At 74.3% G+C, this 23473-nt stretch carries 18 protein-coding genes; 3 read left to right on the top strand and 15 right to left on the bottom strand.

Annotation, left to right across the window (positions count from 1 at the left end; all coding sequences use genetic code 11):
- Positions 1-44: 44 nt before the first annotated feature.
- A complete protein-coding gene (locus DMP15_RS13900) occupies positions 45-257 on the bottom strand; it encodes an MbtH family protein (RefSeq protein WP_062395825.1) in 213 nt (70 codons plus the stop codon).
- Between the two features lie 38 nt (positions 258-295).
- Positions 296-1678 carry a lysine N(6)-hydroxylase/L-ornithine N(5)-oxygenase family protein gene (locus DMP15_RS13895; protein WP_073574555.1) on the bottom strand — a complete coding sequence of 461 codons (1383 nt, stop codon included), beginning with the start codon at positions 1676-1678 and terminating at the stop codon, positions 296-298.
- 679 nt (positions 1679-2357) lie between these two features.
- Here DMP15_RS13895 and DMP15_RS13890 point away from each other — a divergent pair.
- A complete protein-coding gene (locus tag DMP15_RS13890) occupies positions 2358-3692 on the top strand; it encodes a diguanylate cyclase (protein ID WP_083658159.1) in 1335 nt (444 codons plus the stop codon).
- 6 nt (positions 3693-3698) lie between these two features.
- On the opposite strand, the gene DMP15_RS13885 is transcribed toward DMP15_RS13890, so the two are convergent.
- The 5 genes from DMP15_RS13885 to DMP15_RS13865 form a co-directional block, all read right to left on the bottom strand.
- Positions 3699-4328, bottom strand: a complete 630-nt coding sequence (locus DMP15_RS13885; RefSeq protein WP_073574554.1) for a TetR/AcrR family transcriptional regulator — start codon at positions 4326-4328, stop codon at positions 3699-3701.
- Positions 4329-4360: 32 nt separating this feature from the next.
- Positions 4361-5512 carry an acyl-CoA dehydrogenase family protein gene (locus tag DMP15_RS13880; RefSeq protein WP_073574553.1) on the bottom strand — a complete coding sequence of 384 codons (1152 nt, stop codon included), beginning with the start codon at positions 5510-5512 and terminating at the stop codon, positions 4361-4363.
- Positions 5513-5540: 28 nt separating this feature from the next.
- Positions 5541-6302 (bottom strand): 3-hydroxyacyl-CoA dehydrogenase, encoded by a 762-nt coding sequence (locus tag DMP15_RS13875; protein WP_073574552.1) that lies wholly within the window; start codon positions 6300-6302, stop codon positions 5541-5543.
- A 34-nt stretch (positions 6303-6336) separates the two neighbouring features.
- A complete protein-coding gene (locus DMP15_RS13870; protein WP_073574551.1) occupies positions 6337-7485 on the bottom strand; it encodes a thiolase family protein in 1149 nt (382 codons plus the stop codon).
- A 250-nt stretch (positions 7486-7735) separates the two neighbouring features.
- The gene (locus DMP15_RS13865) at positions 7736-9100 is read right to left on the bottom strand and encodes a dicarboxylate/amino acid:cation symporter (protein ID WP_179762536.1); all 1365 of its coding nucleotides are present in this window, start codon (positions 9098-9100) and stop codon (positions 7736-7738) included.
- Positions 9101-9347: 247 nt separating this feature from the next.
- On the opposite strand from DMP15_RS13865, the gene DMP15_RS13860 reads away from it, so the two are divergent.
- Entirely contained in the window at positions 9348-9887 is a 540-nt protein-coding gene (locus DMP15_RS13860; RefSeq protein ID WP_083658157.1) for an Lrp/AsnC family transcriptional regulator, read from the top strand.
- Between the two features lie 6 nt (positions 9888-9893).
- Here the strand turns inward: DMP15_RS13860 and DMP15_RS13855 are convergent, their stop codons facing one another.
- From DMP15_RS13855 to DMP15_RS13845, 3 genes are read right to left on the bottom strand one after another with little or no spacing between them, the layout of a single operon-like run.
- On the bottom strand, positions 9894-11675 hold the full coding sequence (locus DMP15_RS13855) for an acyl-CoA dehydrogenase C-terminal domain-containing protein (RefSeq protein ID WP_073575254.1): 1782 nt from the start codon (positions 11673-11675) through the stop codon (positions 9894-9896).
- Between the two features lie 46 nt (positions 11676-11721).
- Positions 11722-12822, bottom strand: coding sequence for an FAD-dependent oxidoreductase (locus DMP15_RS13850; protein ID WP_073574550.1), 1101 nt, complete (start codon positions 12820-12822; stop codon positions 11722-11724).
- A complete protein-coding gene (locus DMP15_RS13845) occupies positions 12819-14258 on the bottom strand; it encodes a hypothetical protein (protein ID WP_337825985.1) in 1440 nt (479 codons plus the stop codon). The genes DMP15_RS13850 and DMP15_RS13845 overlap by 4 nt, the downstream gene beginning before the upstream one ends.
- Here DMP15_RS13845 and DMP15_RS13840 point away from each other — a divergent pair.
- Entirely contained in the window at positions 14251-14469 is a 219-nt protein-coding gene (locus tag DMP15_RS13840; protein ID WP_337825984.1) for a hypothetical protein, read from the top strand. The two genes, DMP15_RS13845 and DMP15_RS13840, sit on opposite strands and share 8 nt — an antisense overlap.
- A 556-nt stretch (positions 14470-15025) precedes the next feature.
- Here DMP15_RS13840 and sbnA read toward each other — a convergent pair.
- Genes sbnA through DMP15_RS13815 form a run of 5 tightly spaced genes read right to left on the bottom strand, consistent with a single transcriptional unit; the run spans position 15026 to position 23378 of the window.
- Positions 15026-16081: a 2,3-diaminopropionate biosynthesis protein SbnA gene (sbnA, locus tag DMP15_RS13835; RefSeq protein WP_083658153.1), complete on the bottom strand. Its 1056-nt coding sequence runs from the start codon at positions 16079-16081 to the stop codon at positions 15026-15028.
- Positions 16082-16112: 31 nt separating this feature from the next.
- On the bottom strand, positions 16113-17156 hold the full coding sequence (sbnB, locus tag DMP15_RS13830) for a 2,3-diaminopropionate biosynthesis protein SbnB (RefSeq protein ID WP_073574547.1): 1044 nt from the start codon (positions 17154-17156) through the stop codon (positions 16113-16115).
- A complete protein-coding gene (locus DMP15_RS13825) occupies positions 17153-18130 on the bottom strand; it encodes a TauD/TfdA family dioxygenase (protein WP_062395838.1) in 978 nt (325 codons plus the stop codon). Before DMP15_RS13825 ends, sbnB begins: the two co-directional genes overlap by 4 nt.
- Positions 18131-18147: 17 nt before the next feature.
- The gene (locus DMP15_RS13820) at positions 18148-20688 is read right to left on the bottom strand and encodes a non-ribosomal peptide synthetase (RefSeq protein ID WP_073574546.1); all 2541 of its coding nucleotides are present in this window, start codon (positions 20686-20688) and stop codon (positions 18148-18150) included.
- Positions 20685-23378, bottom strand: coding sequence for a Pls/PosA family non-ribosomal peptide synthetase (locus DMP15_RS13815; protein WP_337825983.1), 2694 nt, complete (start codon positions 23376-23378; stop codon positions 20685-20687). The genes DMP15_RS13820 and DMP15_RS13815 overlap by 4 nt, the downstream gene beginning before the upstream one ends.
- Positions 23379-23473 lie beyond the last annotated feature (95 nt).

Below are 23473 nucleotides of genomic sequence, written 5' to 3'. Positions count from 1 at the left end.
GGCGCTCCAGGGGTGGTGATGCGGGACGGGCGGTGTGGGACGGGTCAGCCGGCAGCGCGTTCGCGCAGGCTGCGCGGCCGCAGGTCGGTCCAGTGCGTCTCGACGAAGGACAGGCACGACGGCTTGTCGGCCGGCCCGTGCTCGACCGTCCAGCCGGCGGGGACCTCGGCGAACGCGGGCCACAGCGAGTACTGGCCCTCGTCGTTGACCAGCGCGTAGAAGCTGCCCTCGGGGTCGTCGAAGGGGTTCGTGGACATGGCTCTCCCTGGGATCGGCGGAACGGGTGGGGTCGCGCTCAGACGACGACGGGCGTCGGCGCCGTCGATGGCACGGGGGCGCCGGTCAGCGAGGCGACGACCTCGCCGGACCGGACCGCGATGTTGGACAGCAGGGTCGAGGTGATGCCGTGCGTGTGCTCGGTCGGTCCCTGCAGGTAGAAGCCGGCCCGCACCGCGGTGCCGTCGGCCAGCGCGGTGGTGCCGAGCCGGTAGTCGCGGTGCACGTCGAGCCGGCCGCGGGCGTCGCGGGCGCAGGCCTCGTCGAGGCCGCCGGACAGCAGCCACAGCGGGTCGGCGGGGCGGTAGCCGGTCGCGTAGACGACGGCGTCGGCGGTGATGACCTCGCGCGAGCCGTCGATCAGCGACTCGACGGCCAGCTCCACCCGGTCCCCGACGTCGACGACGTCGGCCACCCGCGACACGTTGCGGAAGCGCAGGCGCTCGGTCCCGGCGACCCGCTCGTGGTAGTGGGTGCGGTAGAGGCCCTCGATGAGCTCCGGGTCGACAACGGAGTAGTTGGTGTTCGCGTGGTAGCCGAGGATGCGGTCCTTGACCTCGTCCGGCGCGGTGTAGAAGTCGTCGACGGCGGCCGGGTCGAAGATCCGGTTGGCGAAGGAGGTGTCGTCGGCGGGGCTGTAGCCGTAGCGGGCGAACACCGCGTGCACCTCGGCGGTCGGGAAGGTGCGGTGCAGGTGCTCGACGGTCTCGGCGGCGCTCTGTCCGGCGCCGACGACGGCGAAGCGGGTCGGCTCGGTCCCGGCGAGCTCGCGGGTGCGGAACAGCAGATCGCGGTTGTGCCAGACGCGACCGCCCATGGTGATCCCGCGCGGCAGGACGGGGGTGAGCCCGCAGGCGAGGACGACGTTGCGGGCGCGCAGGCGCTCCACCCGGTCCCCGGTGCGGACGACGACGTCGACGAGCTCCACGCCGTTCCCGCCGCGGACCGGCTCGATCTCGAGGACCTCGCTGCCGTAGTCGACCGTCACCGCCGACCCGGCGGCCGCGCTGATCTCCCCCACCCGTGCCGCGGCCCACTCCAGGTAGTCGTGGAACTCGCGGCGGGTCGGGAACGACGAGCCGTAGTTGATGAAGTCGGCGAGCCGGTCCCGGTCGTGGAGGTAGGACAGGAAGGAGAAGCCGCTGGTCGGGTTCCGCAGCGTGACCAGGTCCTTGAGGTGCGAGACCTGCATGGTCGCGTCCTCGAGCAGCATCCCGCGGTGCCAGCCGAACCGCTCCTGGCGCTCGACGAAGCGGGCGCTCACCCGCGCGTCGGCGGGGACCGTCGCGTTGTGCTCGAGCAGGGCGATGGCGATGCCGAGGTTCGACGGCCCGAACCCGACCCCCACCACGTCGAGTACCTCCGGGGTGGAGTGGGGGTTCGCGTTCGCAGGGTTCGCCATCACTGTCCTCTCGTAGCTTCGGCACGCCTCAGATAAGGCGAGGCTAACTGCAACACGGAGGTGGATGTCCCGCCTAGGGGGTGATCGCCGGGGCCCGGCCCCGAGGGACCGTCCGCACTGGTCAGCGTCGCGACGTGACGCAGGTGTCACCCATTGGGAGTACAAGGCGCAACGGTGCACGCACCGCCGCACGAGGGTGTCGCATGTCCCGCCCGCGCGTCATCAGATCTGATGAGAGGGCCTGTCGGGCCACCCGGGGCGTGAGCGCGCCGGCCGGTGGCGCCCCCGGCCGCGCGACGGCGCGGAACGGCGGCGCCGCGCGGGACGACCGAGTGTCCCGCGCGGCGCCGATGACGGTTCACCAGTCCCAGTTGCGCACGAGCGATCCCCCCTCGACCGGAGTGCTTCTTCCCGTCCCGGAACGGACGCCGCTGCGCTCCGCACGTGAGGACGCACGGCGTGCTCCACGATCGAGTGATGACGTGGCCAGGGTAAGCGACGGACAACGCTCCGTCACGATTTAACGTGGACCTGAGGCGTTCGCCGTCGGTTCCGGGCCGTTCGGCGCGGATTCCGGCCACCGGGGGACGAACGGCAAAGGCTTGCCTTACCCGCGGGTAGCCTCGGTCCATCCCCTGACGCAGCCGACGAACAGGCAGACGACGTGACCTCTGGCCCGGTGGCACCGCACCCGGCCGGTCGCCGCCGTCGTGCGCCGGACACCCGGTCGCTGCTCGGCCTGCCGCTGCGCCCGCTGCTGCTGGTCCTGGTCGTGGAGACCGCCGCGGTGGCCGCGGTCGTCGCGGGCCTGCTCACCGGGGACCCGCCGGTACGGACCGAGGTGCTGCTCTGCGGGCTGCTGGTGCTGGTGGCCGCGGTGCACACCGAGCTGTCGGTCAACGCCGAGCGCCTGCGGCGCCGGATCGCCGCGACCCGCTACATCAACATGACCTCGGTGTGGACCTTCGCGGCCGCGCTGCTGCTGCCGCCGGGGCTCGCCACGGTCGTCGTCGTCGTCATCTACCTGCACCTCTACCTGCGGGTGGCCCGCCCGAGCGGCACGCCGCCGCATCGCCAGGTCTACAGCGCGGCCACGGTGCTGCTCGCCGTGCACGCCGTCGCGGGGCTGCTCGCGCTGGTCGACGGCCGGGCCGGGGCGCTGGCGACCCCGCAGAACGCGGCGCTGGTGCTGGGCGCGCTGGTCGCCTACACGGCGGTGAACACGCTCCTGGTCGTGTCGGTGCTGCGGCTGACCGCACCGGGCTCGCGGTTCCTCACGATCCTGCTGGGCGGCGACATCGGCCTGGAGCTGGCGACGCTGTCGATCGGCGGGCTGGTCGCGGTCGTGCTCGCCAACACCTCCCCCTGGTTCGCGTTGCTCGCGGTGCTGCCGCTGCTCGTCGTCGAGCAGACCACCCTGGTGCGGCAGCTGGAGGCGCAGGTCGACACCGACGCCAAGACCGGGCTGCTCAACCCGGCGGCGTGGCGCTGGCGCAGCCGGCAGATGCTGGAGCGCGACACGCGTACCGACCGGGCCGCCGCGGTGCTGATCCTCGACCTCGACCACTTCAAGGGGGTCAACGACCGGTACGGCCACCTGGCGGGCGACGACGTGCTCCAGGCCGTCGCCGACGTCCTCACCGCCGAGGTCCGCGACCAGGACCTGGCCGGCCGGTTCGGCGGCGAGGAGTTCGTGGTCGCGCTCGGCGGGATGCGCACCGACGACACCCCGGCCGCCCGCGCCCGCGAGGTCGCCGAGCGGATCCGGCGGGGCGTGCGTGCGCTGCAGGTCGACACCGCGACAGCCGGGCTGGTCACCGGGCTGTCGGTGTCGGTCGGGGTCGCGACGACGCCCGACCACGGCACGGACCTCGACGGCCTGCTGGCCGCCGCGGACGCCGCGCTCTACGAGGCCAAGCACGCGGGCCGCGACCGGGTGGCGGTCCGGCGCCCCGCACCGCCGGTCGCCGCCGAGGGCGCGACGCCGCCGTTCGGGCTGAGCTTCGGCACCTGAGCCGGGTCACGGCCCCAGCAGCACCCGCGCCAGGTCCTTCCACTGGGGCAGCATCGCGTCACCCGCGGGGTCGCGCGGGTCGAAGGTGTAGGTCAGCGCGGTCCCCCGCATGGAGGTGAGCAGCAGGTCGCGCAGCTGCTTGAACCGCGGGCGGCCCGCCAGCTCGCCGCCGAACATGCGGGCCATCGACGCGCGGATCGCCGCACCGAGCCGCTTCTCCTCGGGACGCAGCGCCTCGGCGATCTCGGAGTTGGACCGGGCCGCGGTCCACAGCTCCACCGCCGCCCAGAAGTGCGGCTCGGAGAAGCTCTCCCACAGCAGCTCGATGACCCGGTCGGCGCGTTCGAACAGGCCGACCTGGTCGGCGTCGAGCACCCGTCGCACGCGTTCCTCGGTGTCGGCGACGCGTTTGACCGCGAGGTGCTGCGCCGCCGCGACCAGCAGTCGGTCCCGGCTGGGGAAGTGGTGCAGCAGCCGGCCGCGCGAGACGTCGGCGGCCGACTGGATGGTCAGGGTCGTGGATCCGGAGTAGCCGCCGTCGATGAGGCAGGCGACGGCGGCGTCCAGGATCCGGGCGCGGCTGTCCGAGGACCGCTGCGCCCGGCTCCTGACCACCGGAGTGGGTTCGGTGTTCATGATGTGGTCATGATCGCCTGTCGGTCATCGGCTCAGAGTCCCAGACCCCGGCCGATCACCTCCTTCATGATCTCGGTGGTGCCGCCGTAGATCCGGGTGATGCGGGCGTCGGCGTAGGCCTTGGAGACCGGGTACTCGCTCATGTAGCCGTAGCCGCCGTGCAGCTGCAGGCAGCGGTCGGCGACCCGGCCCTGCAGCTCGGTGCACCAGTACTTCGCCTTCGACGCGTCGACGGCGGTGAGCTCGCCCGCGTTGAGCGCGCGGACGCAGTCGTCGACGTAGTGCTCGGCGAGGTCGATCTCGGTGTCCATCTCGGCCAGGGCGAACTTCGAGTTCTGGAACGAGCCCACCGGCGAGCCGAAGGCCTTGCGCTCCTTGACGTAGGCGAGGGTCCCGTCGAGCACCGCCCGGGCCGCCGCCGCACCGGCGATCGCGATCGACAGCCGCTCCTGGGGCAGCTTCTCGACCAGCTGGACGAAGCCCTTCCCCTCCTCGGTCCCGAGGAGGTTCTCCACCGGGACCTTCACATCGGTGAAGGACAGCTCCGCGGTGTCCTGGGCGTGCATCCCGAGCTTGTCGAGGTTGCGGCCCCGCTCGAAGCCCTCCATCCCGCGCTCGAGCACGAGCAGACTCATGCCCTTGTGCTTCTGCGACGGGTCGGTCTTGACCGCGACGACGATCAGGTCGGCGTTGATCCCGTTGGTGATGAAGGTCTTCGCGCCGTTGACGACGTAGTGGTCGCCGTCGCGGATCGCGGTCGTCGACATCGACGCCAGGTCCGAGCCGATACCCGGTTCGGTCATGGCGATGGCGAGGATCGTCTCGCCGCTGACGACGCCCGGCAGCCAGCGCTGCTTCTGCTCGTCGGTGCAGTAGGTGAGCAGGTAGGGCAGCACGATGTCGTTGTGCAGGGTCAGGCCGAGGCCGGACCCTGCGGCGCCGACACGCAGCAGCTCCTCGCTGATGACGGCGTTGAAACGGAAGTCCTGGACCCCGCCGCCGCCGAACTCCTCGGGCGCGTCGATGCCCAGGAAGCCGTTCGCACCGGCGGTGGTGAACAACTCCCGCGCGACGGCGCCGTCACGTTCCCACTGCGCCTCGTGCGGGACGATCTCCTTCTCGACGAAGGCGCGGAACGCCTCCCGGAAGTCCTCGTGGTCGGACTCGTAGAGCGTGCGCTTCACGGCGCCCCCTCCCCTCGGGTGGTCGTGACTAGCGGGGCTGCATCCGGATGGCGCCGTCGAGACGGATCGTCTCGCCGTTCAGCATGGGGTTCTCCACGATGTGGGCGGCGAGCTTGCCGTACTCCGCGGGCTGCCCCAGCCGCGACGGGTGCGGCACCTGCTTGCCCAGCGAGGTCTTGACGTCCTCGGGCAGCCCGGCCAGCAGCGGGGTCTCGAACAGGCCCGGGGCGATGGTGCAGACCCGGATGCCGAGGTCGGCCAGGTCGCGGGCGATCGGCAGGGTCATGCCGACGATGCCGCCCTTGGACGCCGAGTACGCGGCCTGCCCGATCTGCCCCTCGAACGCCGCGACCGAGGCGGTGTTGATGATGACGCCGCGGTCGCCGTCGACCGGCTCGGACTTCGCGATCCGCTCGGCGGCGAGCCGGATCACGTTGAACGTGCCGATCAGGTTGACGGTGACGACCTTGGTGAACCCGTCCAGCGGGAACGGGCCCTTCTTGCCGTAGGTCTTGATGCCGTTGCCGATGCCGGCGCAGTTGACCGCGACGCGGACCGCACCGAGCTCTTCGGCGGCGTCGAGGGCGGCGGTCACCTGCTGCTCGTCCGTGACGTCGGCGGCGACGAAGCGGACGTTCTCCCCCAGCTTGTCCGCGACGGCCTCACCCTGCGACGACGGCAGGTCGATGATCAGCACCTTGGCGCCGAGCTCCACGAACTTCTCCGTGGTGGCGAGGCCCAGGCCGGACGCACCGCCGGTGACGACGGCGACGGAACCGTTGATGTCCATGTTCTGTCTGTTCCTTCCGGGTGGGGAGCGGGTGTCAGAGGAGCTCGAGGATGGTGGCGTTGGCCTGGCCGCCGCCCTCGCACATGGTCTGCAGGCCGTAGCGGATGCCGTTGTCCCGCATGTGGTGCACCAGGGTGGTCATGATCCGGGCGCCGGAGCCGCCGAGCGGGTGGCCGAGCGCGATCGCGCCGCCGTTCGGGTTGAGCAGGGCGGCGACGTCGCCGTCGTCGTCGGCGATGTCGGCCAGCCAGGCCAGCGGCACCGGGGCGAAGGCTTCGTTGACCTCGAAGGCGCCGATCTCGTCCAGCGACAGGCCGGAGCGCTTCAGCGCCTTCTCGGTCGCCGGGATCGGCGCGGTCAGCATGATCACCGGGTCGGCCCCGGCCAGCACCGCGGTGTGCACCCGGGCGATCGGGGTCAGGCCCAGCTCGCGGGCCTTCTCGGAGGTGGTCATCAGCAGCGCGGCCGAGCCGTCGGAGATCTGCGAGGAGTTGCCGGCGTGGATGACGCCGCCCTGGTCGGCGTCCTTGAACACCGTCTTGAGCTGGGCGAGACCCTCCGGGGTGCCGCCGCGGCGGACACCCTCGTCGGCGGTGACGCCGGCGATCGGGGCGATCTGGCCGTCGAACCGGCCGTCGTCCTGCGCGGCGGCGGCGCGCTCGTGCGACTGCAGGGCGAACTCGTCGAGCCGCTGACGCGAGAAGCCCCACTTCTCGGCGATCATCTCGGCGCCGACACCCTGGTTCGGCGCGACGCCGTAGCGCTCGGCGAAGTCGTTGCCCAGCGGGTCCTGGTCCTGGCGCGAGGAGCCCATCGGGACCCGGGTCATGGACTCGACGCCACCGGCGACGGCCACGTCGTAGTGCCCGGCGATCAGACCGGCCGCGGCGAAGTGCACGGACTGCTGGCTGGACCCGCACTGGCGGTCGACGGTCACGCCGGTGACGGTCTCGGGGAACCCTGCGGCCAGCGCGGCGTTGCGGCCGATGTCGAAGGTCTGCTCGCCGCTCTGGGACACGCAGCCCCAGATCACGTCCTCGATCTGCGCCGGGTCGACGCCGGACCGCTCCACCAGGCTGCGCAGCACGTGGGCCGACAGGTCGGTGGGGTGGATGCCGGCGAGGCCGCCCTTGCGCTTGCCGACCGGGCTGCGTACAGCCTCGACGATGACTGCGTCTCGCACGGTGTTCGCTCCTTCGCGACGGTGGACGGCGCCCGGGACGGGGCCGTCGGCTCGCCACGACGGTAGCAGGAAACAGTCAGTGTTGACTGCCACGGGGCGGTGCGACCCGGGTCACGCCGACCGCGGAGCTCCCTCGACCGGCGCGCCACTGTCGATCGGCACCTCGGCGCCGCCGGGGCGGCGCCGAGGTACTGATCGATCCCGGACCGGCGCCGCGGTACGGGCGCGGCGGGCCGGTGCGCGACCGGGGTCAGGCGGAGGTGGCCGACACCCGGCCGGCCGTCGCACCCTCGACGGAGGCGGTGGCCTCGGTGGCCGCGGTGGCGTCGGCGGGATCGGCGGCGTCGCGCCCGAGGATCCCCTCCTGCGCCGCGACGAGCGTCGGAACGGTGATCTGCCCGGCGACGTTGGTGGCGGTGCGCATCATGTCGAGGATCGGGTCGATGCCGATCACGACCGCGATCCCGGCCGCGATCACCGCGGGCGGCATCCCGACCGCGGCGAGGGTCAGGGTCAGCATGGTGAACCAGCCGGTCGTCCCGGCCGTGGCCAGCGCCCCGAACACCGCGACGGCGACGATCACCAGGTACTGCCACACCGCGAGCTGCACCCCGGAGATGTGCGCGACGAAGATCGTCGCGAGCGCCGGGTAGACGGCGGCGCAGCCGTCCATCTTGGTGGTCGTGGCCAGCGGGACGGCGAACCCGGCGTAGTTGCGGTCCACGCCGAGGTCGATCGCGGCCTGCCGGGACATCGGCAGGGCGGCGCCGGACGAGCGGGAGACGAAGGCGAACTGCAGCACCGGCCAGGTGGTGCCGAAGAAACGGCGCGGCCCGATCCCGGCCACGACCTTCAACAGCAGCGGATAGACACCGAACAGGACGATCGCGCAACCGAGGTAGACGGTGCCGATCAGCCCGGCGAGCGAGGAGACGACGCCGCTGCCGTAGGTGGCGAACGCGGTGCCGATCAGGCCGAGCACGCCGATCGGGGCGAGCACGACGATCCAGCGGATGACCGTCAGGACGATCTCGAACGCCGAGCGGGAGAACGCGACGAACGGCTCGGCCTTCTCCCCCAGCGCGTAGGCGGCGGCGCCGACGAGCAGCGCGGCGACGACGACCTGGAGCACGTTGTCGTCGGCGAACGCGGCGACCGGGTTGTCCGGCACCAGGTTCGACAGCAGTGCCTCCCACGACCCCGCGGTCCGCGCGCCCACGGCCTCGACGTCGGCCGGGTCGGCGGCGATCGTGACGCCCTCACCGGGCCGCCCGATCAATCCGATCGTGATGCCGATCAATACCGCGACCAGGGAGGTCCCGGCGAACCAGGCGACGGTGCGCCCGCCGAGCCGGGCCGCGGTGCGGCCGCCGCCGAGGTCACGCAGGCTGACGATGCCGACGACGATCGCGAGGAACACCAGCGGCGCGACCGTGAACTGCAGCAGGCCGGTGAACAGTCCGCCGACGGTGTCCAGCGTGGTCGCGAGACCCGCGGACCCGGTGACCCGGGCGGTCAGCCCGAGCAGTGCGCCGAGCACGAGCCCGGCGACGGTGAGCAGTGCGAACACGCGCGGGCGCTGCCAGGCGCGTGCGGCACGGACGACGAGTGACACGGGTTCCCCCAGGAGGTGCGGTACGGGTGTGGTCGGCGGTCAGCGCCGACAGCCCGTGGCCGGACGGCGGCACAGGTCGATCACCCGCCGGCACACCAGCCACACACCCGTCCCCCGCACAGGGGGAGCAACGGACCCGTTCGCCGCGATCTTCCCGCCGGACGGGGGCACGGAGCGTGACCCGCACCTCCGTCCGGGGCCGTCACCGCGCCCGTGAGGTGGTCTCGACGCCCGGCAGGTCGCGGCCGTGCGCGCGCTGCGCCGGGCGGACACGACACCGCAGGCGGCGGGTGTCGATCTGCGGGGGCCGGTGTACGCGCCGCTGGTGCGGGAGCTGTGCGCCGACGGCCGGGCGAGCGCCGCGGAGCTCGCGGACCGGGTCGGGCGGCCGGCGTCGACGGTGCGCCGGCAGCTGTCGGCGCTGGTGCGCTCGCGGGCACTGGTGTTCCGCTGCGAGGTCGCACAGCTGCTGACCCGGTGGCCGATCTGCGTGACGTGGTGGATCCGGCTGCCGACCGCCGCGGTCGAGAACGCGGTGCGCCGGGTCCGTACCGATCCGCGGGTGCGGCTGTGCCTGTCGCTCACCGGGCCGGAGAATCTTCTGGTCACGGCGTGGACGCACTCGCTGGGCGAGCTGGTCGGGATGCAGTCGGCGCTGGAGCGGTCGCTGCCGCAGGCGCAGATCGTGGACACCTCGGTGATCCTGCGGACCCGCAAGCGGATGGGGTGGCTGCTGCACCCCGACGGCCGGGCCACCGGGGCGTGCGTCCCGGTGTTCCCCGGCTGAGGAGGGTCAGAGCCAGGCGTCGCGGACGTCGAGCGTGGTCCGGTCCAGCGACGCGAGCAGGTCCAGCTGCGGGCCGGTGCGGGGCAGCTCGTGGCGCACGAAGTAGCGGGCCGCGGCACGCTTGCCCTCGTAGAGGTCGCCGTCGCGGCCCTCGGCGGCGAGCGCCTGCTCCAGCCAGATCCAGGCGAGCACGACGTGCCCGACGGCCTCCAGGTAGACCGAGGAGTGTGCGACCGCCAGCGCCGGGTCGTCCTGGCCGTGCACGATCCCGGTCACCTCGACGACCCGGTCCACGGCCGCCGCGACGGCGTCGGCGTGCGCGGCGAGTTCCCCGCCGACCGCGCGTCCGCGCTCCACGGTCTGCCCGATCGTCTCCCGCAGCAGCGTCAGCCCGGCGCCGCCCTGCATCACGACCTTGCGGCCCAGCAGGTCCAGGCCCTGGATGCCGTGGGTGCCCTCGTGGATCGGGTTGAGCCGGTTGTCGCGGTAGAGCTGCTCGACGTCGTGGTCGCGGGTGTAGCCGTAGCCGCCGTGGATCTGGATGGCGAGGGCGTTGGCGTGCAGGCACCACTGCGACGGCCAGCTCTTCGCGACCGGGGTCAGCACCTCCAGCAGCAGGTGCGCCCGGCGGCGTTCCTCGTCGGTCCCCGCGGTGCGCTCCTCGTCGAGGAGCCGCCCGCAGTACAGGTTCAGCGCGAGCGCACCCTCCACGTAGGACTTGCTTGCGAGCAGCATCCGGCGCACGTCGGTGTGGGCGACGATCGGCACCTGCGGGCTCGCCGGGTCCTTCGCCCCGGCCGGGCGGCCCTGGGTGCGGGTACGGGCGTGGTCGAGGGCCAGCAGGTAACCGGCGTAGCCGAGTGCGGTGGCACCCGCCCCGACCCCGACCCGGGCCTCGTTCATCATGTGGAACATCTGGGCGAGACCGGTGTGCGGCTCCCCCACCAGGTAGCCGACGGCGCCGGCCTCCCCGCCCGGGGTCGCGCGGCCCTCGCCGAAGTTCAGCACCGTGTTGACGGTGCCGCGGTAGCCCATCTTGTGGTTGAGCCCGGCGAGGGCGATGTCGTTGCGTTCGCCGCTCTCCAGCACCCGGGGCACCACGAACAGCGAGATGCCCTTCACCCCGGCCGGTCCGCCGGGGATCTTCGCCAGCACGAGGTGGACGATGTTCTCCCCCAGCTCGTGCTCGCCGCCGGAGATCCACATCTTGGTGCCGGTGATCCGGTGCGTGCCGTCGTCGCGGGGCTCGGCCCGGGTGGTGACGTCGGCCAGCGACGACCCGGCCTGCGGCTCGGACAGGCACATCGTGCCGAAGTAGCGGCCCTCCACCATCGGGCGCACCCAGGTCTGCACCTGCTCGGAGCTGCCGTGGGTGAGCAGAAGGTTGGCCGCGGCGACGGTGAGCATCGGGTAGGCGGCGGTGGCGACGTTGCCGGCGTGCAGCCACACGAAACACGCCTGGACGACGACGGCGGGCAGCTGCATCCCGCCGACCCGCTCGTCGAGCCCGGCGCCGACGATCCCGGTGTCGCCCAGCACCTTCAGCGCGGCGCGGACCTCGTCGGGGAGCGTGACGCGCTCGCCGTCGAACTCGGGCTCGCGGGTGTCGGAGACCTTGCGGTGCGGCGCGAAGTGCTCGGTCGCGACCTGTGCGGCGAGGTCGACGACGGCGTCGATGGTGTCGAGGTCGTGCTCGGCGTAGCGCTCGCGGTCGCAGAGCTCGACCACCCGCAGCCAGTCGTGGAGCAGGAAGTCGAGGTCGGCACGGGAGATCAGCTGCGCTCGCACGGCACCCACGATCGCACCCCGGGGCGGATCCGGGGAAGCGGGCCGCTCAGCCCCCGGCCGCGAGCGCCGGGGTGAACGCCGGCGACCCGGACCGGCCGGTCCGCACCAGGTCGGCGACGAGCTCGCCGACGGCCGGGGCGTACTTGAAGCCCTGCCCGGAGAACCCGCCGAGGACGACGGTGCGCGGCTCCCACGGGGCGAGCGCGACGATCCCGCGGCGGGTCGGGGTGTAGCCCTCGACGTAGGACTCCAGCCGGGCGGGCCGGTCGGACATCCCGGCGAGGCGCGCGGCGACCGCACCGGCCCAGTCCCGGGTGTAGCCGGCCTCGACCCACGGGTGGTGGTCGGCCGGCGAGTGGACGCGGGGCTGCGGCTGCTGGTGGTTGATCTTGACGGTGGCGCCGTCGACGGCGGGGAAGAACGTGTGCACCGGTGCCGCGGTGTGGATCCCGGGCGGGAAGACCGCGGGCGCGAACCGGGCGGGGTCCCGCACCCCGAACCAGCTCAGCACGACGCGGCGCTGCTCGATCCCGATGGCGCCCGGGACGAGACCGGCGCCGTGGCCGGTGGCGATCACGACGTTGTCGGCGACGGTCTCGCCGTCGACGGTGTGCAGCACGCCGCGCCCGCGCCGCCTGCCGATGCCGACGACGGTGACGCCCTCCCGGACGGCCGCCCCGGCCCGGCGGGCCTCCGCGACGAGCCCGCGGGTGGCGGTGCCGGCGTCGAGCAGCCCGCCGCCCGGGTCGAGCACGGCCACCTCGTCCGCGCCGAGCAGGTGCGCGGGCCAGCGCACGGCCGCCGCGGCCGCGTCGAGCACGGTGGTCCGGCCCGGCAGCGCGACCGCCCGGACCCGCGGGTCGTCGCGGGCGCCGAGCGTGAGCGCGCCGCAGGCGGTGAACGGCGCGCCGGGCAGCCCGGTCCAGAGCTCACGGCTGCGGTCGAGCAGGCGGACGTGGTCCGGCCCGGTCGCGACGGCGGTGCGGAAGATCCGCGTCTCACCGCCGGAACCCCCGTCGGGGTGGCCGACGCGCCCGGACTCCAGCCCGACGCAGGACACCCCGGCGCGGACCAGCGCGAGCAGCGACGCCGCGCCGAGCACACCCAGCCCGACGACGGCGCACTCGACCGACCCGGCCCGCCTCACGGGTGCTGCGACCGGGTCCGGGCGTCCGCGGGCAGCGGCACGCGGGCCGGGTCCCGGGGCAGGCGTCCCGGCCAGACCAGGCAGAGCAGCGGCGGCGCACCGACCGCCCGCAGCGCGGCGACGGCCGTCACGACGTCCTCGGTGGTCGTCGCAGCGGTCTCGACGACGAGCACGCTCGGCCCGCCGTCGCGCACGGCGCGCAGGTCCTCGTGCGCGAGCCGCGGGACCCGCAGGGCCCGCACGACCGGCGCTCCGGGGGCGACGGTCGTCGCCGGGACGCCGGGGGTGAGGTCGCGGTACTCGCGCCGGTCCCCCACCAGTGCGGCCGCCTTGACCAGCTCGGACGCGACGTCGCAGGCGGGCTCGCGGGTCAGCTGGACGACGGTGAGGCAGTCGACGTGGCGCAGCAGGTCGCGGTAGGCACCGGCCAGGCGCGGCACCGCGTCCGGGGCGGTGCCCGGGGCGAGCACCGGCACGTCGAGCCGGGCCCGGAGCCGGTCCTCGGGGTGGGCCTCGGGCAGCAGCCCGCGGCCGCGGCGGACCGCGGGCACCCCGAGACCGGCCAGCAGCAGCGCCGCACCGGCGCCGATACCGGCCGCCCCGCCGACCCACCACGCGGTCGGGACCCCCGGCGCGACGACCGGGGCGGGCCCGTCGACGACGACCGTGACCTGCCCGGTCCGGTCGGCCAGCGTCCGGCCGAGCTGCTCGGCGACCGGGTCGGTCCCGGTGGTGCCGGAGCTGCCGGTGGCCTGGGCGTCGGCGGCGCGCCGGTCGATCTCGGCGCGCAGCGGCTGGGTGCCGCCGGTGGTGACGGCGGCGTCGAGGGCGCCGATGCGCTCGCGCAGGGCGGTGACCGCGTCGTCGGCCAGCGCGGTGGCGCTCGCGTCGTCGGTGCCGGTGGCGCGGACGGCGACCACACCCGGTTCGGGTGCGGTGAGCACGAGGCGCCCGGCGACGTCGGTGACGGTGGAGCCGGTCAGCTGGGCGACGCGATCGGTGAAGGCGGCGCTGCCGGCCGCGGCGAGCGCGCGGGCGGTGGCCGGCCCGGGGTCGGCGGTGCCGACCGAGCCGACCTGCACCGACGTCGTCGCGACGGCGGGTGGTGGGAAGAGCACGGCCAGGCCCGCGGCGCCCGCGGCCGCGAGCAGCACGGCTCCGGTGACCGGGGCGCGGCGACGGCGCAGGGTCGCGCCGATCTCCGCCAGGGGGCCGTTGCGGTCCGACCCGGACGGGACGGGTTCCGGTGTCGCGGCCGGGTTCGGTGCGGCCGCGGGGGCGGTCGGCGGGGCCGGGGCCGCGGTCCGGTCCGGCCGGGGCGCCCCGGGCGGGACCGGACCGTCGAACCCGGCCGGCAGCTCCGGGCCGGACCCCGTCGGGGCCGGGCGCGGGGGTGCGACCGGGGACCGCTGCGGGGCCGGTGCGGGGGTGGGCACGGACGCCGTCGGCGGCACCGGCGGGATCGCCGAGGTGGCCGGGGACGGGCGGGACGGTGCCGGCGCGCCCGGCGGTGTGGACCGGGTGGGCAGGGCCGACGAGCCGGTGACGGGCGCCGTCCTTGTGACCGCCGACGGTCCGACGGGCGTCGTGGCCGAGACCGCGCCGCGCGCACCGTTCCTGCCCTTCGCGCCGTTCGCCGGACCCTGAACCGGGGTCGTGGACGTAGCCGGGGTGCCGGTGCGGGGTGAGGTCGGCAGCGACGTCGGGGTCGCGGTGCGGTGGGCCCCGGCGCGCGGTCGCGTCTGCACGGTGTCCTCCACCCCGGAAGCACCGGAGGCACCCGGGGCACCGGGACCCGCCGTCGACGCGGCGGGCTCGGCCCGGGTCACCGCACCCGGCGGCGGCAGGAGCCCCCGCCGTCGCGACCGGGCCCGGTCCGGCGTGCCGGAGCGCGACGACGGCTCGGCGGGCCGCGACAGCTCAGCGGGACCGGTACCGGGCGACGCCGGGTCTGCGGCGCGCACCGGGGGTCGCTCGTCGCCCCGCGCCGGGGCCGCACCGGCCGGCGACGGAGTCACCGCGGGCAGCGCCGTCGTCGCGGAGGCGTCGTCGACGGCACCCGGGGCTCCGCCGGCCGGCTCCCGCGGTGCGTTCTCGCGGCGGTAGGGCGTCGGCCGGGACGGCGACGACCCGGCTGCCGTCTCCGCCGGTGCCTCGCGCCGCGGCGGGACCAGCGGGGCCCGCGGGGTCCTGGTGCGGGCCATCAGCGGGACCCCGCGACCAGGGCCGGGCCACCGGGCAGGATCTCGGTGACCACGCCGGCGGGCGTGACCTCGGTGATCGTGGCCTCGCGCGGCTGCGGCATCCCGGCCGCCGCCTCGGGGCCGAAGTGCTCGGCCAGCCAGGACGGCCGGTAGACCGTGTCCAGGTAGCGCTCCCCCATGTCCGGGGCGAGCGCGACGGCCGTGGTCGTCGCGTCGCCGTGGCGGCGCAGCCAGTCCGCGGCCCCCGCGACGACGGTGCCCGTCGACCCGCCGAACAGGAACCCGCGGCGGGCCAGGGCGTGGCACGCCTCGAGCGTGTCGGGCTCGGCGACGTGCACGACGTCGTCGATGTAGGACTCGTCGAGCGCCTCCGGGCGGACGCTGGTGCCCAGCCCCGGGATCATCCGGGGCGTCGGCCGGTCGCCGAAGGTGACCGATCCGGCCGCGTCGACCGCGACCACCCGGACCGGCCGCGGCCGGGACCGGAAGTAGCGGGCGCAGCCCATCAGCGTGCCGGTCGTGCCCGCGCCGACGAAGACCACGTCGAGCTGCGGGAACGCCGCCTCGATCTCCGGCCCGGTCGTGACCCGGTGCGAGCCCTGGTTCTGCGGGTTGGCGTACTGGTTGAGCCAGACGTAGCGGTCGTCGCCGGCGACCAGCGAGCGGACCAGCGCGATCCGGGTGGCGAGGAATCCACCGGCCGCGTCCGGGGTGTCGACGACGCGGACCTCCGCGCCGAGCGCCTCCATCAGCCGGTGGGTGGCCGGGTTGCAGCGCGGGTCGGTGACGCAGACGAACCGGTAGCCCCGGCTCGCCGCGATCATGGCGAGCGCGACGCCGAGGTTGCCCGAGGAGGACTCCACGAGCACCGATCCGCGGTGCAGCAGGCCGCGCCGCTCGGCGTCGGTGACCATGCCGAGTGCGGCCTTGAGCTTGACCGATCCTGCGAAGTTGAAGCCCTCGCACTTGAGGTAGACCGACAGTCCGAGGACCCCGGTCAGGTCGACGTACAGGTCGTCGGTGTTGAAGTCTTCGGGTGCGGAGATGACGGTCATCGTCGACCCCTCGTGTACCAGTGGTGGCGGCTCAGCCGTGCCGGCTCAGCTCGTGGAAGAAGTCGTCGACGGTGTGCAGCTCGCCGGCGTGGGCGACCTCGGCGTGGACGAACCGTCCGACGGCGAGGTCGAGGACCCCGAGGCCGAACGGGGAGAACACGACCGTGCGGTCGGTGGGGACGGCCAGCGTGCCGTCGAGCACCTGGTCGAGGGTCCCGTCGACGAAGTCGCGGTTCCCGGTGGCCTGTTCGGCCAGGTGCGGGGAGGTGTCGGCCTTGAGGCAGTGCTCGACGTCGTCGAGGACGTTGAAGGCGCTGAGCACGATGTCCGCCGACAGGTCGCGCAGCGACACGTTCAGCACCAGCGGGTGGTGGTCGAACCAGGCGGGGTCGTGCACGTGCGGGGTGCCCGCCACGGTCGCGAAGATCACCAGGTCGCTGCCGCGGACCAGCGACTCGGCGGAGTCGTGGATCCCGACCGCGCCGGGCGCGGTCCGCTCGACGTGGCCCCGGAACCCCTCCGCGGAGTCGGCCGACAGGTCGAACACGCCGACCTCGTCGAAGGTCCATCCGGTGCCGACCAGGAACTGGTGGATGTAGCGGGCGATCAGCCCGGTCCCGACGAACCCGACGCGACGCGGGCGGGCCCGGTCGCGCGAGAGCCGGTCGGCCGCCGAGGCCGCCGACGCCGCGGTGCGCGTCGCGGAGATGATCGAGCTCTCCAGGCAGGCGTACGGGTAGCCGGTGCGGGGGTCGTTGAGGATCAGCACCGCCGAGGCCCGGGGGACGCCGCGGGCGACGTTCTCCGGGAAGCTGGAGATCCACTTGATGCCGTCGACGCCGGTGTCGTCACCGGTGCCGCCCAGCGACGCGGGCAGCGCGATGATCCGCGACGACGGCCTGTCGGGGAACCGCAGGAAGTACGACGGCGGGTTCACCGTCGCGCCGGCGCCGTGCACCCGGTAGGTGTCCTCGACGAGCTCGACGAGCTCCTTCTCCCGCCCGCCGAGCGCCCGCGCCACCTGGGCGCCGGAGATCACGGAGAAGGCGGGGACGGACTCGGCCGGGGCGTTCATCGGGCTCCCTCGAAGGCGGGGACGGCGACGCCGTCGGTCATGGCGACGACGACATGCCGGTCACCGGTGTAGGGGTCGCGGCCGTGGGCGAACCGCAGGTTGTCCACGACCAGCAGGTCGCCGTCCTGCCAGGGCTCGCGGACGGCGTGCCGGTCGTGCGCGGCGTTGATCTCGTCGACGACCGCCTCGGGCACCGGGGAGCCGTCGCCGAAGCGGGTGCTGAACGGCAGCCCGTCCGGGCCGTGCATCTCCAGCAGGAACTCGCGGACCTCGGGGTCCATCGCGAACTCCGACAGGAACGCGATCTGGTTGAACCAGACCCGCTGCCCGGTGACCGGGTGCATCAGCACGCCGTGCCGGCGCTGGCGGGTGCGCAGCCCGCCGTCGGGCGTCCAGACCGTGTCGATGGCGTTGGCCCGGCAGTAGCGCTCGACGGCGTCGCGGTCGGCGGTGCCGAACGCCTGCTCCCAGGAGGCGCCGATGTCGTCGCCGTAGGAGCGGGTGAGGATCCAGCCCTCGCGCTCGACGCGGTCGACGAGTGCGGGCGGCAGGTCCGCCGCGACCCGGCTGGTGTCGACCAGTGGCGTGGCGCCGCCGGTCTCGGGTGCACGCAGGCAGGCGAACAGCAGCGTGGCGGGCGTGTCCAGGACGTAGGACAGCTCGTGGTGGGCGCACATCGGCTGGCGCGCGGGCCACGGGGTGGCCGAGTAGACGCCGTCGGACAGCAGGGTCCGGGCGGCGATCGCCTCGCGCTCGACGTAGCTGCCGGTCCCCAGCCTGGCGGCCACACCGGCGACGTCGGCGACGGTGCGCAGGCCGAGCCCGCGCACCAGCACGACACCGTGGTCGTCGAGCAGGTCACGCAGCGCGTCGCCGTGGCGCTCGGTCCAGCCGGCGGCATCGCCGCCCGGGCCCGCGTCGAGGACGGGCGGTCGTCCGGGGTGCGGGCGCACCCCGAGCAGTGATCCGGTCATGTCTCCCCCTGTGGTGGTCAGCGCTGGTCGGCCGGGAGCAACCCGGCGAGGTCGGTGAGGACGGGATGGTCGAGCACCTGGCGGACCGTGACGGCCCGGCCGAGCGCGATCACGAGCTTCACCGCGGACAGCGAGCTGCCCCCCAGGTCGGCGAAGTCGTCGTCGGGGCCCACCGATCCGGCGGGCAGGTCGAGCACGCGGGTGACGGCGTCGACGACGCGGCGCTGGGCCGCGGTGAGTTCGCCACCGGTCGGGCCGGCCGACGCGCTCCCGGCGACGGCGGCCTGCGCCGCGGCCGCGGTCGCGTGCGCGGTGAGGGTCTTGCGGTCGATCTTGCCGTTGGCGGTGACCGGCAGCGGGTCCAGCCGGTGGACCGTCGGCGGGACCATGTAGGCGGGCAGGCTGCGCGCCAGCCGGGTTCGGACCTCGGGCGCGTCCGGGCCGTCGCCGGCGTGATAGGCGACCAGCTGCGGCCCGCCCGCGGTCGTCGCGACGACCACGCAGGCGTCGCGGACGCCGGGCACCGCCAGCAGCGCGTTCTCGATCTCGCCGATCTCGATCCGGAACCCGCGGATCTTGACCTGGTTGTCGCGGCGGCCGAGGAACTCGAGCTGCCCGTCGGGGCGCCAGCGGCCGTGGTCGCCGCTGCGGTAGAGCCGCTCGCCGGGCCGGTGCGGGTCCGAGCCGAACGCGGCGGCGGTGCGGTCGGGGTCGTTGACGTAGCCGCGGCCGACGCACACCCCGGAGAACACGATCTCCCCGGGCGCGCCGAGCGGGACCGGCGCCAGGTCGGCGTCGACGACGTAGACCTTCACCCCGGGCACCGGGGCGCCGAGCGGGACCCGGCCGTCCGCGGGAGCCTCGCGCAGCACGGCGTGGTTGGTGTCGTCGGAGGTCTCGGTCAGGCCGTAGGCGTTGACCAGCGGGACGCCGGGCAGCACCCGGAACCAGCGCTGCACCAGCTCGGTCTTGAGCGCCTCCCCGGTGGCCGAGACCATCCGCAGGTCGGGCAGCGCCGTGGGGTGCTCCTCCAGGTAGGTCAGCACGACCTCGAGGTAGCTGGGTACGAGCTGGGCGACGGTGACCCGGGACCGCACCAGGGTGTCGACGAAGCGGCGGACGTCGAGGATCACGTCCTGCTCGACGAGCAGGGTCCGCCCACCGGCGAGCGGACCCGCGACGAGCTGCCACAGCGAGATGTCGAAGCACTGCGGCGCGGTCTGGGCGACCACGCAGCCCGGCTCCAGCTCCAGGTCCTCGATCTTGGCGAGCAGGTGGTTCAGCATCCCGGCGTGCTCGCACATCGCGCCCTTGGGCTCGCCGGTGGAGCCGGAGGTGAAGTACAGGTAGGCGAGTCCGTCGGCCGGGACGTCGGCGGTGGGCGCGGGGCCGTCGGCGGCGGCGACCGCGTCCGGCACGGTCAGCACCGTCGTCGCGACGCCGGCCTCGTCGAGGTGGGCGCGGGTGGCGTCGGTGGTCAGCGCGATCCGGCACCCGGCGCGGGTGAGCGTGCGGGCGATCCGCTCGGCCGGGAAGTGCGGCTCGACCGGCAGGTAGGCGCCGCCGGCACGCAGGACGGCGAGCACCGCGACCATCCAGTCGAGGTCGCGGTCGCACACCACGGCGACGACGTCCTCGGGCGCCTGCCCGGCGTCGAGCAGGCTCGAGGCGACGCGGGCGGCCCGGTCCTCCAGCTCGGCGCGGGTGAGGGTGACCCCGGCGTGCTCGGCGACGACCTCGTCGGGGGCCGCGGCGGCGCGGTCGGCGAGCAGCTCGTGCGGGCGGCGGTCGGGCAGGTCCCGGGGCCGGCCGGCGAGATCGCCGAGCTGGGCGTCGCGCTCGGCCCGCCCGACCAGCGCCGACGGGCGGACGGGCGCGTCGGCGTCGGCGGCGGCGAGCGCCAGGGCCGCGGCATGGTAGCCGGCGATCCGGGCGGCCGCGTCCTCGTCGAGCAGGTCGAGACGGTGGGTCAGGCGCAGGGTGGACCCGGACACCGCGACGTGCAACCCGGCGGCCGGCCCGTCGCCGGTGGTGGGGCACGGGTCGGCGCCGCGGTCGCCGGTGCGGCCGAGCGCCCCGGGGGCGATCTCGGCGCCGCGCAGGTCCGCGCCCGGGTCGAGCACCGTGCCGAACGACGGCACCGCGGTCCCGAGCTCGGCGGCGAGGCGTCCCAGGTCGGGCCCGGGGTGGGCGCGCAGCCCGGCCAGTGCGTCGGCGGCCGCGGTGACCAGCGCGGACCAGCTGCGGGCCGTGTCCAGGCACACCGGCAGCGGCGTCGCGCCGGCGCGGGCCGGGACACCGGCGGTCACCTCGGTGTCGCCGGACAGGGCCGCGAGGACGGCGGCGTGCGCGGCGAGCAGCACCGCGCCGGGCTCCACGCCGGTCACCGCGGCGACGGAGGCGACCGCGTCCCGCGGGATCGGCTCGGTGTGCACGGCGGTCCCGGGCCGGGGTGTCGCCGTCCACGACGGGGCCGGGGTGGCGCCGCCGGTGAGCAGCACCCGGGTCCAGTACTCGCGGGTGGTCGTGGTGGCGGGGTCGGCGAGCGTGCCGGTCATCGTGCGGTCTCTCCGTTCAGCAGCGGGGCCGGGGCGGGGCGGGACCGCGGGGCGGCGGCCGGGTTGCCCTCCCAGACGGCACCGGCGGGGACGTCCTCGCCCTTCATGAGGAAGGCGTCGCAGCCGATGCGGGCGGCGTCGCCGACGACGGCGCCGTAGTGGACGAAGGCGCCGACATCGAGACAGGCGCCGGTGCCGACGGAGATGAAGTCGGACTTGAAGGTGCCGTCCTCCTGCGAGTGGCACTGCAGCACCGACCCGGCGTTGAGGACGACGTCGTCGCCGATGCGCACGAGCGTGCGGTCGGTCATGTTGCACCCGTCGTCGAACACGCGGCGGCCGATCTGCACGCCGAGGGCGCGGGTGACGAGGTTCTTGAACGGGGTTCCGGCGAGCATCCGGTCCCAGCCCTGCACCACGAGCTTCCAGTACCGCTCGTGCCACCAGAAGTACGGGTCGTAGACCGAGCAGAAGCGGGGCTGCAGCCGGCGGCGCCCGGCGACGGTGAGCCGCTCGACGGTGATCGTGTACGTCATCGTGAACAGCAGCGACAGCAGCAGCTGCACCCCGACCGCGACCGGACCCAGCGGCGCCAGCAGGGCGGCGACGATCAGGGTGAGCAGGGTGACCCCGAACAGGGCACCCCACCGGAACGCCACGGCCAGGGCGATGGTGCGGCGGTTGTAGCGGTTCTTGGCGCGCAGCCGGTCGTGCAGGTCGAGGCCGGTGTGCAGGTGGCCGAACATCGAGTCCCGGGCGACGGTGCGGGGGATCTCGAACGGCGGCGAGCCGAGGAGCCCGACCCCGGTCCGCACCCGGCCGTCCGTGGGGACGAGCGTCTTGGTGGCGATCAGGCAGTCGTCGCCGACCCTGGAGCCGGCCGTCCACACGATCCTGTTGCCCAGGAACGAGTTCGACGCAATCCGTGTCCGGTTCACGACGAATGCGGTGTCCGAATAGTCGACATTGACGATGGACAAACCGTCGGCGACCATCGTGCCGGTTCCGATCGAGCTCGCGAACGGCGTCTCCTGCTTCACCGCCGTCCCGAAGTTCGTCCCCGTCTGCGGGGTCCGCCGGAGATCGTGTCCGATGATCCGGAGGTAATCGACGATGTAGGAGCTGTCGCCGAGCAGATAGGTGAAGAACCGGACGTTCGTGATCCGTAACACGGTGCGCTGCAACGTGTATCGCAGGCCGTAGAGGGGGTACGGACGTCCCTCGGTGAGCCCGAGCGACAGCACGCGCGCGACCACTGCGGCCCCGAACAGACCGACGGCCGTCCCGGCGAGGAGCAGGCCGGTCGAGCTGACGAGGGCGTCGAGCCAGAGCTGGGACGAGACCACCCCGGCGGCCCCGCTGCCGATCACCGCCGCCAGCGTCGGCACGGACGCCAGCACGACGTCGACCACACCGGTGCCCAGCGGCAGCCAGACCAGCAGCAGCCAGCCGAGCTGGCCGGTCGCATAGCCGGCGCGCCGGGCCCGACCGATCGTCGCCGAGACCCCGGCGCCGGGGTCTCCGCCGCCCGGGCGGGCCGGAGTGCCCCACCAGGTCGCACCGGCCGGGACGACCTGGCCGGTGTGCAGCGAGGAGGCGTGGGCGAGCCGTCCGCCGTCGCCGATCTCGGTCCCGATGTCGATCACCGACGCCTCGCCGACGACGACGCGGGCACCGATCGTGACCCGGCCGGTCCGGATGATGCCCGGCTCGGCGCGGTAGCAGGACAGGATCGAGTCCTTGCGCAGCACGGTGTTCGCGCCGATCGTGAGCAGGTCCGGGCAGGCCGGGATGGTGCGCGCCAGCATGACCACGCCGGGTCCGATCCGGGCGCCGAGCAGCCGCAGGTAGAGCGGCAGCAGCGGCGAGCCCGCGGCGACCAGCAGCAGCGGGTTGGTGCGGACCAGGGTCCTGGCCAGCCAGAACCGGTAGTACGCGGCGCTCCACAGCGGGATCTCGCGCTCGGTCCACCGGCCGACGAGCAGCCACTTCGCGGCGATCGGGAGCACCGCGAACACCGTGAAGGCCACCGCCACCGCGGCCAGCGAGCGCAGGTAGAAGTCCAGCAGCCCGGTGCCGAGGGCGATCCACTGGAACACGGCGCCGAGCAGGGTGCCATAGGCGAGGGTGAACACGACGAAGGTGAGCAGCTGCGCCGCGCCGCACAGTACGTAGGCGCGGGTGGTGCCGGTCGGGACCGGCAGCGCGGGCGGTGCCTCGTCCGGCACGGGACCGGCGTCGCCGGCGAGCGCGACGGCCAGACCGGCGGCGGTGGGGTGGGCGTAGACGTCGGTCATCGCGACGTCGGGCAGGTCGTCGCGGCGGCGGACCCTGGCGCAGAAGCGGGTCATCGTCATGGAGTCGGCACCGAGGTCGGCGAACACGTCGGCGTCGGCCCCGACGTCGGCGCCGACCAGCTCGGCGAGGATCGCCCGGTAGCCTTCGCGCACGTCGTCGACGGTGCGAGCGGAGCGCGCGACCGACGGGGCGAGTGCCGCGGCCAGCCCGGCCACGGTGGGGTGGGCGTAGACGTCGGTCATCGCGACGTGCGGCAGGTCGGGCCGCTGCCGGACCCGCGCACAGAACCGGGCGAGGACCATCGAGTCGGCACCGGCGTCGACGAAGAAGTGGTCGTCCGGCCGCACGGGTGCGTCGAGCAGCTCCGTGATGATCGCTGTGAAAGCGATCACGACAGCGTGTTCCGACTCGGACGCCGTGCGCGATTCCTGTTCGCGCACAGGCCCGGCGGTCATCACCCCGTCTTTCGACACCATCGTCATCCCCC

Source organism: Pseudonocardia sp. UM4_GMWB1 (assembly GCF_017312155.1).
Classification (GTDB): Bacteria; Actinomycetota; Actinomycetes; order Mycobacteriales; family Pseudonocardiaceae; genus Pseudonocardia; species Pseudonocardia alni.
The sequence above is the reverse complement of the archived record's forward strand: the minus strand, read 5'-3'. Positions and strand labels throughout refer to the sequence as shown.

What these genes read in the sequence shown, in the direction of transcription:
- DMP15_RS13820 (WP_073574546.1), bottom strand. Translation starts at nt 20,688, where the DNA reads ATGACCGGCACGCTCGCCGACCCCGCCACCACGACCACCCGCGAGTAC.
- DMP15_RS13875 (WP_073574552.1), bottom strand. Translation starts at nt 6,302, where the DNA reads ATGGACATCAACGGTTCCGTCGCCGTCGTCACCGGCGGTGCGTCCGGC.
- DMP15_RS13895 (WP_073574555.1), bottom strand. Translation starts at nt 1,678, where the DNA reads ATGGCGAACCCTGCGAACGCGAACCCCCACTCCACCCCGGAGGTACTC.
- sbnA (WP_083658153.1), bottom strand. Translation starts at nt 16,081, where the DNA reads ATGACCGTCATCTCCGCACCCGAAGACTTCAACACCGACGACCTGTAC.
- sbnB (WP_073574547.1), bottom strand. Translation starts at nt 17,156, where the DNA reads ATGAACGCCCCGGCCGAGTCCGTCCCCGCCTTCTCCGTGATCTCCGGC.
- DMP15_RS13885 (WP_073574554.1), bottom strand. Translation starts at nt 4,328, where the DNA reads ATGAACACCGAACCCACTCCGGTGGTCAGGAGCCGGGCGCAGCGGTCC.
- DMP15_RS13825 (WP_062395838.1), bottom strand. Translation starts at nt 18,130, where the DNA reads ATGACCGGATCACTGCTCGGGGTGCGCCCGCACCCCGGACGACCGCCC.
- DMP15_RS13900 (WP_062395825.1), bottom strand. Translation starts at nt 257, where the DNA reads ATGTCCACGAACCCCTTCGACGACCCCGAGGGCAGCTTCTACGCGCTG.